The organism is Janthinobacterium sp. HH106 (assembly GCF_001758725.1).
In the GTDB taxonomy this organism is placed as follows: domain Bacteria; phylum Pseudomonadota; class Gammaproteobacteria; order Burkholderiales; family Burkholderiaceae_D; genus Janthinobacterium.
Map to the genome: position 1 here is coordinate 58999 of NZ_LRIC01000013.1, position 14386 is coordinate 73384.

Annotated in this window: 15 protein-coding genes and 2 pseudogenes; 2 read left to right on the forward strand and 15 right to left on the reverse strand. The window is 58.0% G+C overall.

Annotated features, from left to right (window positions below; genetic code table 11):
• Positions 1-614 precede the first annotated feature (614 nt).
• Positions 615-962, reverse strand: a complete 348-nt coding sequence (locus JAB8_RS28035; protein ID WP_071650240.1) for a CzcE family metal-binding protein — start codon at positions 960-962, stop codon at positions 615-617.
• A gap of 259 nt (positions 963-1221) precedes the next feature.
• On the opposite strand from JAB8_RS28035, the gene JAB8_RS28895 reads away from it, so the two are divergent.
• Positions 1222-2640: an ISKra4 family transposase gene (locus JAB8_RS28895; protein WP_175445163.1), complete on the forward strand. Its 1419-nt coding sequence runs from the start codon at positions 1222-1224 to the stop codon at positions 2638-2640.
• A 33-nt stretch (positions 2641-2673) separates the two neighbouring features.
• Here JAB8_RS28895 and JAB8_RS07270 read toward each other — a convergent pair.
• The 13 genes and pseudogenes from JAB8_RS07270 to JAB8_RS07315 all read right to left on the reverse strand — a co-directional run.
• Positions 2674-3138: pseudogene (locus JAB8_RS07270) on the reverse strand (IS6 family transposase); the annotation flags it as partial.
• A gap of 135 nt (positions 3139-3273) precedes the next feature.
• Complete coding sequence (locus JAB8_RS07275) at positions 3274-3576, reverse strand: HigA family addiction module antitoxin (RefSeq protein ID WP_070289058.1); 303 nt, start codon at positions 3574-3576, stop codon at positions 3274-3276.
• 49 nt (positions 3577-3625) lie between these two features.
• Positions 3626-3895, reverse strand: coding sequence for a type II toxin-antitoxin system RelE/ParE family toxin (locus JAB8_RS07280; RefSeq protein ID WP_070223560.1), 270 nt, complete (start codon positions 3893-3895; stop codon positions 3626-3628).
• Positions 3896-4014: 119 nt separating this feature from the next.
• A complete protein-coding gene (locus tag JAB8_RS07285) occupies positions 4015-5262 on the reverse strand; it encodes a tyrosine-type recombinase/integrase (protein ID WP_070289059.1) in 1248 nt (415 codons plus the stop codon).
• Positions 5259-6149 carry a hypothetical protein gene (locus JAB8_RS07290; RefSeq protein ID WP_070289060.1) on the reverse strand — a complete coding sequence of 297 codons (891 nt, stop codon included), beginning with the start codon at positions 6147-6149 and terminating at the stop codon, positions 5259-5261. Before JAB8_RS07290 ends, JAB8_RS07285 begins: the two co-directional genes overlap by 4 nt.
• Before the next feature lie 607 nt (positions 6150-6756).
• Positions 6757-6921: a transposase gene (locus JAB8_RS28040; RefSeq protein WP_083287491.1), complete on the reverse strand. Its 165-nt coding sequence runs from the start codon at positions 6919-6921 to the stop codon at positions 6757-6759.
• Between the two features lie 218 nt (positions 6922-7139).
• Complete coding sequence (locus tag JAB8_RS28045) at positions 7140-7382, reverse strand: hypothetical protein (RefSeq protein ID WP_071654389.1); 243 nt, start codon at positions 7380-7382, stop codon at positions 7140-7142.
• 284 nt (positions 7383-7666) lie between these two features.
• The gene (locus tag JAB8_RS07295; RefSeq protein ID WP_070223566.1) at positions 7667-8479 is read right to left on the reverse strand and encodes a c-type cytochrome; all 813 of its coding nucleotides are present in this window, start codon (positions 8477-8479) and stop codon (positions 7667-7669) included.
• Positions 8479-10098 carry a cbb3-type cytochrome c oxidase subunit I gene (locus JAB8_RS07300; RefSeq protein WP_070223571.1) on the reverse strand — a complete coding sequence of 540 codons (1620 nt, stop codon included), beginning with the start codon at positions 10096-10098 and terminating at the stop codon, positions 8479-8481. Before JAB8_RS07300 ends, JAB8_RS07295 begins: the two co-directional genes overlap by 1 nt.
• The gene (locus JAB8_RS07305; RefSeq protein WP_070223573.1) at positions 10085-10660 is read right to left on the reverse strand and encodes a cytochrome C oxidase subunit II; all 576 of its coding nucleotides are present in this window, start codon (positions 10658-10660) and stop codon (positions 10085-10087) included. The genes JAB8_RS07300 and JAB8_RS07305 overlap by 14 nt, the downstream gene beginning before the upstream one ends.
• Positions 10657-10830: a hypothetical protein gene (locus JAB8_RS29440; RefSeq protein ID WP_175444849.1), complete on the reverse strand. Its 174-nt coding sequence runs from the start codon at positions 10828-10830 to the stop codon at positions 10657-10659. Before JAB8_RS29440 ends, JAB8_RS07305 begins: the two co-directional genes overlap by 4 nt.
• 8 nt (positions 10831-10838) lie before the next feature.
• Positions 10839-12137, reverse strand: a complete 1299-nt coding sequence (locus JAB8_RS07310) for a cytochrome c (protein ID WP_217494207.1) — start codon at positions 12135-12137, stop codon at positions 10839-10841.
• A gap of 6 nt (positions 12138-12143) precedes the next feature.
• Positions 12144-12887 carry a c-type cytochrome gene (locus JAB8_RS07315; RefSeq protein ID WP_070223575.1) on the reverse strand — a complete coding sequence of 248 codons (744 nt, stop codon included), beginning with the start codon at positions 12885-12887 and terminating at the stop codon, positions 12144-12146.
• A gap of 446 nt (positions 12888-13333) precedes the next feature.
• Here JAB8_RS07315 and JAB8_RS28900 point away from each other — a divergent pair, with 446 nt between their 5' ends.
• Positions 13334-13642, forward strand: a complete 309-nt coding sequence (locus JAB8_RS28900) for a hypothetical protein (protein WP_139142967.1) — start codon at positions 13334-13336, stop codon at positions 13640-13642.
• A gap of 175 nt (positions 13643-13817) precedes the next feature.
• Here the strand turns inward: JAB8_RS28900 and JAB8_RS29445 are convergent.
• Positions 13818-14386, reverse strand: a pseudogene (locus JAB8_RS29445) (hypothetical protein); the annotation flags it as partial.

Sequence of the window (14386 nt, forward strand, 5' to 3'; positions counted from 1 at the left end):
TGGTGCATCCGTTTAAGATATCAAGCTCTGGCTTGTAAACTGAGGTGCTTACGCCGAGCAATCCCAGTATCGAATGGAATACATTATCATGCGAGTAAGGCAAGGCGCGTCGCGCGTCCAGACAAGAACGTTTGAGTCGCAGTCTGTCTTGAAAGCCATCTGACATCCATATAAGCATCGGTACGTGGCGCTGTTCTATGGGGGATATAACAAAAGGCGTTCCAAAAAAACAACTTAAATGATATGTAAGAGAATGAATCAGTGGATAATAGTTAATTCGATGGCGGATGCCTGTATTCGATCAACCTTTTCCCAGCATCGCATAGAAAAATATCCGCGAAGTATACATCGTATATTCTTATCTCGAATATTAGATAGGAGGGGCACGAATTTCTGGATATTGCAGAAAAAATGAATTGGCTGTGCAAAGCTATTGCTTCTGGAACTAGCAAGTAATGTATAAGTCTGGCACGTAGATGTATGCTGCAAGCTACGGTTCGCGTAGCGGTTTGGCAGGCTGTTTGGCAGGCTTTAGCTACGCGAGTAACAAGCTACACTGTCGGGCTACATGCCACGTGCAAGGAAATAACATGTGCCGGTTAAACAGTTATCAGCTAGTTAGCATAAAGAGGATTTGATCCCACATATACGCGAACACCATGCGTTTTCATTTCGGCTGGTGCAATGGAGGATAGATCAAAATCATCTGTAGGGCGAAGAGTATCGAATAGCCAGGTAAACTGTTTTCCATCAGAGGTGAATGTAACGACATCTCCCTGCCTGACATTTACATATTTTGTAGATGGCAAAATTGTGACGCTACGTGTTACTGCTTGGGTTTGGACCGTGCTGCCAAGGTTGGTTTTAGCCATGACTTTACTCTGAGACTGAGCAGTGGCAATTAGCGGGCTGAGGGATGCAATCACAAACGCGGTGATGATTTTGGTTTTGATTAAGTTCATTTGATCTCCTGCCTCATGGTTGTGGTGAAAGAATCTTCGAATTCGGTGAGTTCATTTTATAGAAGTGATCGCACACCGGAATGGCCGAATCATTACATTTGCATTACAACAGTAAGCGTCAGCTACCCAATCTTTACCGCCATCAACGAGTGCGTGCAAAACCTGGGGAGATGACCTGATGCAACATTCGGCGGCATTCTTTTCGGTTCGGCATGATTGCGGTAATCTGACGGGTATCGCAACGGCGAGGGAGATGGTCATGCGTTTGATTATAGAGGCACGCATCGTTGACGGAGACGACGATACCAGCCGAGCAGACAATGCGGTTCTGGCGGTGATCGAGCGTCCCGACCATAGTCTTTCACAGCTGGGTCTCACGCTTTCCGAGGGGAGATCTCTTTTGGCCGAGGTGCAGCGCGCATTGGTGATGCAGCAAGTGGATTCATGGCTTGCCGGACAAATGCATTGCAGGTTTTGCGCCGCAGCCTTGCAGCACAAGGAAAGCCGGGCGCGTGTCGTGCGCACCGTATATGGCAAGGTGACCGTGCCGAGCCCGAGACTGTGGTCATGCAATTGCCATGGCGCGCCAAAACGTACGTTCAGTCCCTTGAGCGAGGCGCTGCCCGAACACACGACACCCGAGTTGAACTACCTCCAGGTCAAATGGGCTGCCCATCTGCCGTTCAGAGCGGCGACCGATTTGCTCAAAGAACTTTTGCCGCTGGATCAGGGCATCTCTTTCAGTGGCACCAGGAATCGGATCCACGTTGTTGGCAAGCTGCTCGATGCCGAAATCGAACGTGATATCGCCAGGCAGGTCGTCACAGAGCCCAGTGACAGTGAATCCGAGCATGTCGGCGCAGTCAGCGTGGATTCGGCCTGGCTTCGTCACACCGACTCCATTCGGGGTCTGGGTCGGCATGTGAATCTCGTCGTCGGCCGCGCGACTTTTGTCGACGGCGAGCCGCGTGTCTACGCCTACGTCCACAAGGAAGTCGCATCGGCGGCTGCACGGCTGGATCAGTTTCTCAGTCGTTGCGGCGTGGCGCCCAATCAGCGCGTGACGGTGATTAGCGACGATGCCGGCGAATTCAGCAAAGCCGTCAAAGGAAGCCAGCTCGCGCGCGGCCGTATCCTGGACTGGTTTCATATCGCGATGAAGTTTCAGGCGGCACTGAACTCGATTTCCGGCGAAAAGACCATCGACTCGCTTGGACACGAGTCGATGGAGCGTGATATTCGCGGCGCCAAATGGTTGGTCTGGCATGGCAAGGGCAGTAAGGCGGTGGCCAGAATCAAGGCACTTGATGACAGGCTGCTGTGCAGGGATGGTTACGAATTCTCAAGGCTGTGGTGGAATCTGCGTACCGTCAGCTGCTACATCCGCAACAACACCGATTCCCTGGTCAACTATGGTGCACGATATAGAAAAGGCCTGCCAATCAGCAGCAGCATCGCCGAATCGGCCGTGAATCTGGTCGTCAGCCAGCGCATGGCCAAGAAGCGCCAAATGCGCTGGACCGACGAAGGCGCGCACTGCCTTGCACAGGTCAGAGTCGCCGTTCTCAATGGCGAACTCTCGCCAGGCAGACTGCAAACTTTGATCGCGACCAGGCCGACTTCCGTCGCCTCTCGACAGTCTTGCGCCAATGGCAGCACATTTGAGCAGCAAGGATGATCTGTCAGCCTCCCCAGGTTTTGCACGCACTCTAAGGTATTTAACCTGGCGCACCAAGATTGGCACGTCACGGCCGGCGTTGATCAAATCGAAGGCCGCGTTGTTGGCGCCGCTCTTGTCCATCGCGACTTTGTCTGGATCGCCGTTAGCTCAGATGGCCTTGTCGAAGAAGCGCTTCGCTGCCGCCATGTCACGCTTGGCCGTGAGCAGTAAGTCGACGCTCTTGCCCTGCTTGTCGACAGCGCGGTACAGGTATTTCCAGACGCCCTTGACCTTGATGTACGTCTCATCCATTCGCCAGCTGCCACCGACCGGGCGCTTGTGTTTGCGGACCATCTTCTCGATCTGCGGAAGAAATCGGACCGCCCATTTGCTAATCGATGAATGGTCTACCGACAAGCCGCGCTCCTCCATCATTTCTTCCACGTGCCGGTAGCTCAGCGGGTAGGCCACGTACCAACGAATGCAGACAAGGAGCAGATCGATCGGAAAGCGCATCCTCTTGAAGTGGAGCACATCGAGTCGTTCAAGATTAAGCACCGTAGTTTTCCTGATCGGCCATCGACGGTTTGCTAATGCGACAGGACCAATTCAAGTCCGTCGTTCACAATGAGAAACATAGATTTTCTTGAGCTATGCCAACGCAAGCGGCTTGATTGCTTCGGCGATGGCTTTGCCAGCGGATATTTCGGCCATACGCAGATCATACGCACTTTGGAGATTCAACCATCCTTGTGCCTCACTGCCAAAATAGCGCTCCAAGCGAAGTGCCGTATCAGCGGAGACGCCGCGCTCACCTTTGGTGATCTCGCTGAGGCGAGAGTACGGAACGTGCAGGGCCAGAGACACAGCGCGCACGCTGACGCCCATGGGCTTAATGTAGTCCTCGACCAAAATTTCGCCTGGGTGGATAGGACGCATACCATTTTTGAACATAATGCCCTCCGTGGCTGTTCAGGTTTTTCTATGCGGGGCTAGGCCCCGCTCAGTGTGGGTCTTCGATCAGCACTTCATAAGGGCCGCTATCACCCCACTTGAAGGTCAGACGCCATTGGTCGTTAATCCGCACATGCCAAGCGCCGTCGTACTCTTTCAGGTCGTTACCCGGCGGCGCCTTCATGAAATTCACCGAGGGAGCCGCGTCGAGCTGGGCCAGCTTGCGCTCGGCTACGTTCTTAATGTTGACGAATCGGCGACTCCTGCCTGTGGTGAACAGGGCTTGCGTGTCGGGACAAGCGAAGGATTGAATTGGCATGTTTTCATATTATCCGTTATCCGGTTAACAGTCAACAAAACGCAAGAATTTTCCTCGTTACATTTAGTTGGACGGCTGAAGCATTTGGGGGGAAGCCTACCAAAAAATTTAACTCCTGTTCACTTGATTCCATCGGCCTGGCCCGCACGGGCCACGCGGCCTGGCGTTTCTCGCTCCCAACTCTCGATCAGATCGATCGCGTCCTGTTCCGTGTAGCCCATGGTCGTGTCGACGCTGGCATGGCCCAGCGACGTGGCCACGCTTCGCAGATCCTGACCCGACAAGAGCGACGTCATCGCGAACGTATGCCGCAGCCAGTGTGCCGATACTCGATCCAGGTGCGCGGCGCTTGCGCCATCGCCGGCCTGCTCCAGCAGAAGGACTGCATCCCGTATCCGGCCTTTGATGATGCCATGCAGTCCTTGCCGGCTCCCCACGTCGCGCCATTCACCAAACAGCCGTCGGTCCGACGCGCTCTTGATCCGGCTCCCGCTCTCCCTTTTTTTGGTGCGCACGGACAGCACAAGCCCATACTGCTGGGGGTTCGGTCCAGGCATCGGATCCAGTCCGAACGCGCGCCGGTAGGCAATAAAAGCTTCCAGGAACGCCACGCTCACCGGTACCGTGCGCTGTTTGCCGCCCTTGGCCGTCTCTGCCTTGACCGTCATGGCCCAATAGGTATTGCCGCTGTTGGGGTTGTACAGCAACCCGACGGCATCCATTTTAGCCCCGATGAGTTCCGACGCCCTCAGTCCCGACTCGCGCAGGCAAATGAAGATGAAGCAGTCGCGCACGTAAATCTGATGGTCTTTCTGGGTTGGCTGCGGCGCCTCCGCCATCACCTGCAGCACCAGGTCAAACAAATCATCCCCCACGGCGCGTTTTTTGTCCAAGCGGCGCTGCTTCGGCGCTTGGACGAGCGCCATCGGATCGAGGCGCAGATAGCCGGTGCGATGCAGGGCACTGAACATGGCCTTGGTAAAGCGCATGATGTCGGACTGGGTGCTGACGCCGGGCTGCTTCTGGAACGGTGAGTAGTCTGGCGCACCAGGTGCGATATTGATAGTACGCAAGGACGAAGCAGGCAGCTGCGCGAGGTAGTTGCGGAAGGCTTTCACATCTTGCAGGGTCCAGGTCGACGGCGGGCGTCCCAGTTCGCGCTCGCAGTACCAGCGCAGCTTGGCCAGGTGGTAGCGGTAGGTTTTGAGCGTTTCATTGGAACCGCTTCTGCTGTTGTCGGCCACCGCGGCCAGCCACACATTGATCGCTTCCCAGTCGTTGGCGACGGGCCCCAGGCTGTGCACCGGCTGGGGGGCGGCGACCGCGAGCTGGCCGGCGCCGTGGGCGTAGGGCGTCAGTCCAGTCATCGTGCAGGCGCTCCTTTGCTGAACGCCATTTGCCGGTACATGTCCACTTGCTGCTCCTTGTCCTTGAGTTGTTGCTCCAGCTGCGCGCAGCGTTCTTTGGCCCCGCGCGTTTCTCCGCGCACGCCATCGATGGCCTGCATGGCAAACTGCCGGCTGCCATGCAGTTCTTCCGCCATCGCGCCCAGCGCCGCCGCCTGGTCCTTGACGTTCTGGTACAGCGCCGCCAGCTCGCGCGCACGCTCCTCTGCCTGGGTGGCGGCAGCTTGCACCTCGAGCGCCATCCGGGCGGCCTGCGCCCGCGTTTCATTTAAATCCTCTTCGGTGACGGCGAGACGCTCGCGCAGATAGTCGTTGTGGGCTTGCAAGCCGGCCGAACGATCCTGGCCTGCGAACGCCCGATCCTGTTGATCCAGTCGCGCTGACAGGTGGTGCAGCAAGCTGATGATCTGCTGGAGCTCGAGTCCGGTTTCCCGCGCCGGCGCCGGTGCTGGCACCGATGGCGCTGCCTCAGCTGCCGGCAGTGGCGTTGCCGCAGCGATGCCGACGGCCACCGCGCGGCTTTTCAGCTCATGCTCAAGCAAGTTTTTTTCGGTCTCGAGCGTGGTCGTTGACGGCGTGCGCTCGGGCGCGTACGCCTGCAGCAGCTTGCGATAGGTCCCTGCGCTGTAGATGCGCCCGGTCGCGTGGTGCACCGCCCGTAGAAAATCGTGCACGAACGGACGATGCTGGCGGGGGTTGTTGGCGTGACGGGTACGCATATCGCCCAGTTGCATCACCAGGCTGCGCGCCTCATCGTCGGTGAGCGCAAAACGCGGCCGGCCGGCGTTGCGCGGCAGCGATGCCGGTGCTGGCGGCGGTGGGAACAGCGGGTCTGATGGTGGTTGCATGGTGCGCGCAATTGATCGGGTGGGCCAGCGCGGACATCACGGCGGCGTGGGTGAAAAAGAGCATAGCACGACCAGCCAGACAGCGGTATTTAAACCGGTATTTTTCATGCATAAACGTACCTGTAATTTACCCTATAATACTTAGCCCCTATTAAGTAAACTACTTAACATTGTATGCTTTTAGAAGATACCGACCGATCTCATAGTACGCCGACATCATTCTGGGGTGTTTTGCGACATCATCATGGGGTGTTTGCGAAATCGTCCGAAAAGGTACAACTAGATGTCGCACAGTTTCTCAACTCTGTCGCCAAAGTACGCCGTCATCATTCTGGGTGTTTTGCGACATCAGTATGCATTCTCGATTTTGGTCCTCAAACGACAGCAGTACTCGTTCGAGTCCGTAATCAAATTCCAATGCGCTATTCCAAATGATGCTCCCCGTGCACTGTAAAAATTACAGTCGGTTCGCCGCGGCCGTGTCCGGCTTGCGCGACAGATATTCAAGAGTGGCGTGCAGCCACCTATCGAAGGCGCCGAGCAACGGGCTTGATCTTGCTGGCTCGCCTGCTGTCGTTCGTGCGACGGCTTGCCGCATATCTCGGCCTCAATGCGCCCAACAACCCGCTTCTTGTATGGTGTCGTCGACGTAGAGTGCATTGAAACTGCCATACGCATGGGCCTGCAACTCATCCTCGGAGTTTGCCAAGTAGGTTTGCGGGTCGATGCCTTTCCGGTCTGGCGTATAAGCAAACCAGGCTGCAGATGGCATGGTGGCCCCGGCAGCGCTGTCTTGGTCTTGCCATTGTCCAGAACTGTGCACGTTCCAGTTCGAAGCCTTTGCGGGCAAAGATCATCGACTGCCGGTACAGCAACATAAGCAAAGTCACTAATCTTGTTCTACGTCGTTCAAAAGACTCTTGCGGAAAGGGCTGCGGCTTTCAAGATTTGACAGCCGCAGAGATACCCCTGCCTACCCCCACTTAATCACTAACGTTTCTTTTCTGACTGAGATACCAAGGAGCCGGCAAGGGATTTGGTTGTAGCCGCAGAATTTGGGTTCTTAAGCGCAGCTGATGCCTTCGCTTCCATGTCTTTGCCAGTCAGCTTTTGTGTACCTGACTGCGCTAAGGCGCTTCCAGCCAAGCTACGTTGCAGCGCCGATGTTCCTGAATTGCCGAGGATGGGGCCTGCCGCCGATGAAATCTTACCGCCAGTCCCTTTGCTTGCCATGGATTTTCTCCAAGTTAAGTTTAAAAACTACTACCTGTTCATCGCCGACGACCGCGACATACGCTGATCAAGCAGGACCGCTTGAAAAATTAAGCACTGGCACTACCAGCGATCCATCACGCAAATGAGCATTTCAGACCCCGAGTAAGCCTCAAAGAAGAAACTGACGCGGCGCGCTCACTTCTTGGCTGAGGCCGACAGCGCAAAGCACTAGCTCCGCCGTTGCGATATAGGCTATCGGGGCGGGTGCTGGTCGTGCTGGCGGTGCTTGTCAACTTGACGAACTACCGATGCTCGGGCAGCGCCTTTCTCGCATAGAACGTGGCTACGCTGTCGATCTCCGCGTCTGTCATCTGGCGCGCGACATTTCGCATCTGCTGCTGGCCGTCGTTCTTGCGCCGGCCATGCCTGAAGTCTTCGAGCTGCTGCACCAGATAGGGTTTTGGCATGCCTTCGAGCCACGGCGCGCCCAGCTTCTGATCGACGCCGCCGTGGCACGAAATGCAGGGGGCGATATTGCGCATCGGATCGCCCACGCGCACCAGCGCCGGCAGCGCTTCGTCGTAGGTTGTCGGGGCCGTGCGCGCTTTCGGCAAGCTGGCGTAGTAAGCGGCCAGGTCGGCGATGTTTTCTTCGGTCAGGTTACGCGCCAGCGCGGCCATGATGGCGCTGCTGCGCTTGCCGCTCTGGTAGTCGAGCATCTGCTTGCGGATCACTTCCGGATACTGGCCCGCCAGATTCGGCGCGTCCGAGCGGCTCAGGCCCAGCGCGCCGTGGCACATGGTGCAGTTCAGTGCCAGCGTGGCGCCGCGCCCGACCGAGGCCGAGGATGCCGGTTTCGCCATTGCCGGCAGCAGCACCACGTTGGTGGCGACCACGTCGGCATTGTCCTTGCGCGGGCTGCCATCGAGCCATTTGGCCGGCACGCCCGCGGCACGGCAGATGCTGTCCCATAATCCCTTCGCGCGGAAGTCGGCCTGCGCTGACGGCAGCCAGGCAAAGGCGACCAGCACCGCAATCAATGTCAGCACGAGCAGGCCAACCGTGCTGACCCAGCCGATGCGGTTTGCTCGGGAAAAGAAGCCGTGTTCTCGCATTATCGCGCTCCTATCGGCACTATCGGAACGCTGGCGTCAGGCGTGATCGCCAGCTGCAAAATGGGGTAGCCATAGTTGACGACGGTGAGCGCGATCATCATCGCCACCCACAATGCAAACCCATTGAGGGCGGCCGGCACCCTGGCGTTCGGATGGACGGCCTGGCTAAAGGTAAACGGCGCCGCCGGCGCATCCTGACGTTTTGGCGTGGCCAGAATGTAGATGAACAGCGCCGCCGAAATCACCAGTATCAGCCCACCAAAGGTGGACATGGTGACCGTGATGGCCTGCGGCGCCAGCAGCGGATGCGTATAGTCGTAATAGGCCATGCGGCGCGGCGCACCGAGCAAGCCTACCAAGTGCCACGGCATGGTGAGGATCATCATGCCGATGAACCAGCTCCACAGCTGCGCCCTGATCAGGCGTGGCGACAGCGGCCTGCAAGCACGCAGCTGGGGCCACAGCTCATACGCCACCATGAAGTACATGATGACGATGGCGCCGGCAAAGATCAGGTGGAAGTGTCCCGTTACCCATTGCGTGTTGTGGATCGACTCATTGAGCTGGTAGCTCATGTTGATGATGCCGCCGGCGCCGCCAAAACCGAGCATGATGAAAGCCAGCGTGACGGCCAGCATCCACGGATTGGACCACGGCAGCGCTTTCACCCAGCCGACCGGTCCCTTGCCGCCGCGCAGCCGGCCCACGATTTCGGCCGAGGCGACGATGGTGAACACCGTGAGCAGGGTCGGAATAGACACCATTGCCGTCATCGCCGCATGTACGAACTTGAAGCCGGCGCCGACCTGGGGGTCGGCGAAAAGATGGTGGATGCCGATCGGCATCGAGAACACGAGGAACAGCGCAAATGCGACGCGGCCCATGGTATCGCTGTACAGCCGTCCGCCGATCGCGCGCGGGAACAGCGTATAGAATGCGATATACGCCGGCATCAGCCAGAAGTAGACGATGGCGTGCAGCGTCCAGGAAAACAGCACGCGCGCCAGGCCGACGTTGATGGTGTCGGTCAAACCCAGCGCGGCCGGCAAGATCAGCACCAGGATTTCCACCGCCGCGCCGACCGAGGTCCAGGCCCACAGATAGGCGCCGGCCACGTTGCCGAACATGGCCAGCGGCATGGTGGCACCCGGATTGGCTTTTTTCCAGGCACGCAGGTTGACCGACATCAGCGCGACCCACACCCAAGAGCCCACCACCACCAGCACCACGCCCAGGTAGTAAAAGACGCTGCCAATCATCGGCGGATAAAAGGTGTACAGCACCGACGATTTGCCCGAGGCCGTGGTCAGCGCCGCCATCAGCGTGCCGGCGATCACTAGCCAGAAACCGGCCCAGGCCCAGCGCAGGCCGATCAATGGGCGTTTCAGGGCCAGCTCCGTGATCGCATAGCCAAAGCCCATCGCCACCAGCGTGGGCAGCACATAGCCCATCACGGTGCCGTGTGCGGTGACGGAGCGGTAGTAATGTTCGGGGTTGTTGACCCAGGGCGAGAGGGGGCTGCGCACGAACATCTGCCATTCGCCAAGCAGGATGGCGGCGAAAAAAGCGATGAAGGCGACCCAGAAATGGGCGAGGACCAGTCGTTTAGCCAGGAACACAGCTCATCCTTTCTGCCTTTTTTGCCCGGGCATAGAATTCGTCGGAAGGAATCACCTGGAACCTGGCCCACATGGCCTCGTGCCCGGTGCCGCAGTATTCGTGACAGGGCATCAGCTGCTCGCCTGCCTTGGGAAATGTAGTGGTAAAGGTAGAAATGAATCCCGGAATCAGCATGGTGTTGGCGTTGGTGCGACCCACCACAAAACCGTGGATGGCGTCGCTGCTGGTGCCGCGAAACGTGACGGGCACGCCGGCCGGCACCACGATGCATTGCGGCGCGAACGAATACTGCTGGCCGATCAGGCGCACCACCACACGGCCGTCTTTTTCCAGCGCCGTGCCCAGGTTGTTTTCGACGAATTCGCCTTTCAGGTGCAAGGTTCTGACGTCGACCGTTTCCACACGCGACGGCGGCATGGCGGCCCAGTGTAGGCCCGTGAAGACCATCACGGCCAGCAGCAACACGATAATGGCGATAACGATGTACGCCCAGCGCCGTTCGGCCGCCACTGCCACCGCTTCCGACGCATGGTGCAATTCATGTGCGGCAGGTTCACTCATTGCACCGTCCCCCGTGGCAGGTACACCAGCCAGTAAAAAAGGAAGAAGATCGCGACCACGATGAAGGTCGCGATGCCCGCCACCGCGAACGCGCCCGAGGGGCCGTGGCTGACGATTTCGTCGATGCGTTTGTTCAGTTCTTCGGATTCGGTGTCACCAGGCATTTGCATGGGCCTCCTTATTCAGGCAAGAGTTTGCGCAGGTCGCTGACCTGGGCAGCATTGACGGGCGTACCGCTATTACCCCAGGCGACACGGATATAGGTGACGACTGCCGCCACCTCGTCGTCGTTCAGAATGTGCGAGAACGGCGGCATGCCGTGCGGGCGCGGATTCTTGTAGGTACCTGGCGGATAGCCGCCATTGAGTACCATGCGTATCGGGTTGACGGGCGTGACCATGGTGATCGAGCGGTTGCCGGCCAGGATGGGAAACGATGGCGGTTGGCCCTTGCCTTCGGCGCCATGGCACATCGCGCACTGCGCCACATACACCTTGCGGCCGGTCTCCATCACTGCCGGATCGACCAGGCGCGCCTGGCTGGTCGGCGGCGGCGCGTCGTCCTTCTGCGGCAGCGCCTTCAAGTAGACGGCCATCGCCTTGGTATCCTCATCCGTCATGTATTGCAGGCTGTTGTAGACCACTTCGGCCATCGGCCCGTAGACGGTGCCGCGATGCGACACGCCCACCTGCAGCAGATCCGAAATTTCGGAAATCTTCCAGTCGCCCAGGCCCGCTTCGCGGTTCGAGGTCAGCGAGGGCGCATACCAGTTCTGGTTCGGGATCATGCCGCCTTCGAATGCCTTCGATTCGCTCGATCCGCCCAGCGCATTGACAGCCGTGTGGCACATGGCGCAGTGGCCCAGGCCGCGCACCAGATACGCGCCACGGTTCCACTCGGCCGATTGCGCCGGGTCGGGCTGGAACTCGCCTTGCTTGAAGTAAAGGGTGCGCCAGCCGATCAGCAGTTCGCGGTTATTGAAGGGGAAGCGCAACTCGTGCGCGCGGTTGGTCTGTCTGACCGGCGTGACCGACATCAGGTAGGCGAAGATGGCGTCCGAGTCGGCCCGCGTCACCTGCGTGTACGAGGCGAACGGCATGGCCGGATAAAGCAAGGTGCCGTCGCGCGAGACGCCCGTGTGCATCATGCGGTAGAACTCGTCGGGCGTCCAGAGGCCGATGCCGGTGTCGTCGTCGGGCGTGATATTGGGCACGTACAGGTTGCCGAACGGCGTGGCCATGGCACGCCCGCCGGCAAAGATCGGGCCATTGGGCACCGTGTGGCAGGCCACGCAGTCGCCGGCGCGCGCCAGATATTCGCCCTTGGTGATCAGCTGCGTGGACGCACTCGTCTCGCCGCTGCGCGGAGCTTTTTTCTGGTTCGGCATATGCCCGGGGCGCAGGAGATACACGGCTGCCACCGCCAGCAGCGCGAGGACGAACAGGGCAAGCAGGATTTGCAGGCTTTTGCGCATCATGGGCCCCTAGCGCTGGCTGCCGCAGGCCACCGGCATGCGCACAAGGTTGGACGGTTCCGGCGATGCATTGGCTGGCGGGGTTTGCTGCGCCAGCCACGAGGCGACGGCCGTGACGTCGGTATCGGACAGGCGCGTAGCGATGCGCTTCATGCAGTCCGGATCGGCCGCGCGCCGCTCGCCCACACGCCAGCGTGTCAGCTGGCCGACGATATAGGTCGAGCGCAGGCCGGCCAAGCCCGGGATGCCCGGCTCCATCCCGGACAGGCTCTTGCCGTGACAGGCCATACAGGCGGGAATGCCCTTGGCGGTATCACCCACGGTGGCCAGCACGCGACCCCGTTCGGCCATCGCCGCATTGGCCGATGGCTGTTCGGGCGTCTGAAAGGCGGGGCGCAGCGAGGCGAAGTGCTGCGCGATTTCCTTCAGGTAGGCGTCGGGCAGGTAAGCCACCAGGTAGTTCATCGGCGGATAGCTGCGCGTGCCGTCGCGAAAGCCGACCAGCTGGTTGTACAGGTAGCCGGCCGGCTTGCCGGCAATACGGGGAAAGTAGCCGTTCGAGGTGCCCTGCCCTTGCTGGCCGTGGCAGGTGACACAGCCCTGCACGCGTGCTTCGATCGAATCGAGCTTGCTGAAGGCGGGGATGGTGTCGTGCGGCTGTACCGACTGGCCGCTGGCGGTGACCGCGCAAAACAACAGCAAGGCGCTGGCCAGCGGTTTCGCGACGGTTGCGACGGTGACGACATGCGGCATTGGATCACTCTCCCAAGGAAAAGTCAGCTTGTACAGCGCTGCTGCACGATACAAAGTATTCAATGTGACGAAATTTACAATTAAATCAAGTCTAGCACCGTTTGATGCAAGCACAGTTGAGCACTGGAAAAATTTCCAATTTCTTTATCCAGATCAAATTGACTTGCTTGACGATTGCGGCTGTGATCCTTGCCTTTGTAGAAACATGAGGCTTCGCACGCGTGGCCGATTGCAATCGCCTAGGGCATCAGGATGGACGCCAGTCGCGATTAGACCCACCGGTGCTCAACGCCCGCCCAACTTGGGAACGCGCTGCTTGTCTACCAGAATCCAATTTCGAGACCTCCCCCACCCAGCATTAGATTGCAATTATTAAAACCTTGCGAAAGGGATATAATTCCTTTTTTGTGGCCATTTGATAGCTCTAGCAGCGATGGAGAGTAGAGATGTCAGCGACTTTTGCGCCAGCATATGTTTTTTGCTACACAGAACGAACTAGAATGGCTTTCCGCGATGCAAAGTCGCTGAGTGGCAAGAAATTTAGGATTGATGTACAGAACTCGGCGCCACCGTTCGATGCGTTGGTTACCTCTGCATGGTTGTTAAAAGATGGCGAAAAATTACACTTTGAAAACGGCAGCGCCACTGCGATAGTCAGTATTTGCTATACCACTTTGATGCGTCACATCGATTTTTGCTTTGCAACAGATATGTCAGAGACCAGTCGCCATACGACTGAAACGACAGTTGTCTGACGTCTCATCAAACATATGGAAAAAGATACTTCGACGTGTGATAATGTTTCATCAATGACGAAAAATTGAGAGCTACATGGACGTTTAAACAACGGGACTGTTGCTCATTTTTGTTCGCGCTGCTCGCTCACGGCCATCGTATGGATGGCCGCAGCGATTGGCCATAGAGAAGTCATCAAGCAATGCTTGAACACCCCCCACCTGCAAAAATTTTTCGGATATCCTGAAGGTCGACTTTATTTGGTGGGAACCGGCTTCGCCAGGCGATGATGCCGTCGGGTCGAACCAGCGTCGCGCCGTCACACTCCACCCCAAACAAGTCACCAAATGATGCCTCCGGTGGAAACAGAACATCTGCGCCAATCTCGACAACTTTTAAAGGCATATCGTTTGTGTGGCTTGCCCAAGCGCGGTTCATCGTAATCAGAACATAATCTCGCCCGAACAGATCGAGCGTCGACAGACGCGTATTAGCTTTCGTAATCCAGACACGCGGCGCGCGAGTTCCCGGCTGGCCGGCCCACTCTCGCGGCAATGCAGCAACAGGAAGTTCATGTCCAGCGTCAATGACCTGAGCCGTACGGACGAGTTGGCCAAATTCCATTGCATCGTTGCTCAGCAAAGAATCCGGCTCGAAATTATTATTAACCCAACCTGCGTAGTCCGGTCGCGAGAATGTCTGCTGATGAGTAAGCGTCAAAGCAGGGCCGTCTTTACGAGGGCTGTCCCTGTCAGCATGATTTG

What these genes read in the sequence shown, in the direction of transcription:
- JAB8_RS07280 (WP_070223560.1), bottom strand. Translation starts at nt 3,895, where the DNA reads ATGCCAATTCAATCCTTCGCTTGTCCCGACACGCAAGCCCTGTTCACC.
- JAB8_RS07285 (WP_070289059.1), bottom strand. Translation starts at nt 5,262, where the DNA reads ATGACTGGACTGACGCCCTACGCCCACGGCGCCGGCCAGCTCGCGGTC.
- JAB8_RS29440 (WP_175444849.1), bottom strand. Translation starts at nt 10,830, where the DNA reads ATGCAAATGCCTGGTGACACCGAATCCGAAGAACTGAACAAACGCATC.
- JAB8_RS07275 (WP_070289058.1), bottom strand. Translation starts at nt 3,576, where the DNA reads ATGTTCAAAAATGGTATGCGTCCTATCCACCCAGGCGAAATTTTGGTC.
- JAB8_RS07315 (WP_070223575.1), bottom strand. Translation starts at nt 12,887, where the DNA reads ATGCCGCATGTCGTCACCGTCGCAACCGTCGCGAAACCGCTGGCCAGC.
- JAB8_RS07310 (WP_217494207.1), bottom strand. Translation starts at nt 12,137, where the DNA reads ATGATGCGCAAAAGCCTGCAAATCCTGCTTGCCCTGTTCGTCCTCGCG.
- JAB8_RS07295 (WP_070223566.1), bottom strand. Translation starts at nt 8,479, where the DNA reads ATGCGAGAACACGGCTTCTTTTCCCGAGCAAACCGCATCGGCTGGGTC.
- JAB8_RS28900 (WP_139142967.1), top strand. Translation starts at nt 13,334, where the DNA reads ATGTCAGCGACTTTTGCGCCAGCATATGTTTTTTGCTACACAGAACGA.
- JAB8_RS28040 (WP_083287491.1), bottom strand. Translation starts at nt 6,921, where the DNA reads ATGCCATCTGCAGCCTGGTTTGCTTATACGCCAGACCGGAAAGGCATC.
- JAB8_RS07290 (WP_070289060.1), bottom strand. Translation starts at nt 6,149, where the DNA reads ATGCAACCACCATCAGACCCGCTGTTCCCACCGCCGCCAGCACCGGCA.
- JAB8_RS28035 (WP_071650240.1), bottom strand. Translation starts at nt 962, where the DNA reads ATGAACTTAATCAAAACCAAAATCATCACCGCGTTTGTGATTGCATCC.
- JAB8_RS07305 (WP_070223573.1), bottom strand. Translation starts at nt 10,660, where the DNA reads ATGAGTGAACCTGCCGCACATGAATTGCACCATGCGTCGGAAGCGGTG.
- JAB8_RS28895 (WP_175445163.1), top strand. Translation starts at nt 1,222, where the DNA reads ATGCGTTTGATTATAGAGGCACGCATCGTTGACGGAGACGACGATACC.
- JAB8_RS28045 (WP_071654389.1), bottom strand. Translation starts at nt 7,382, where the DNA reads ATGGCAAGCAAAGGGACTGGCGGTAAGATTTCATCGGCGGCAGGCCCC.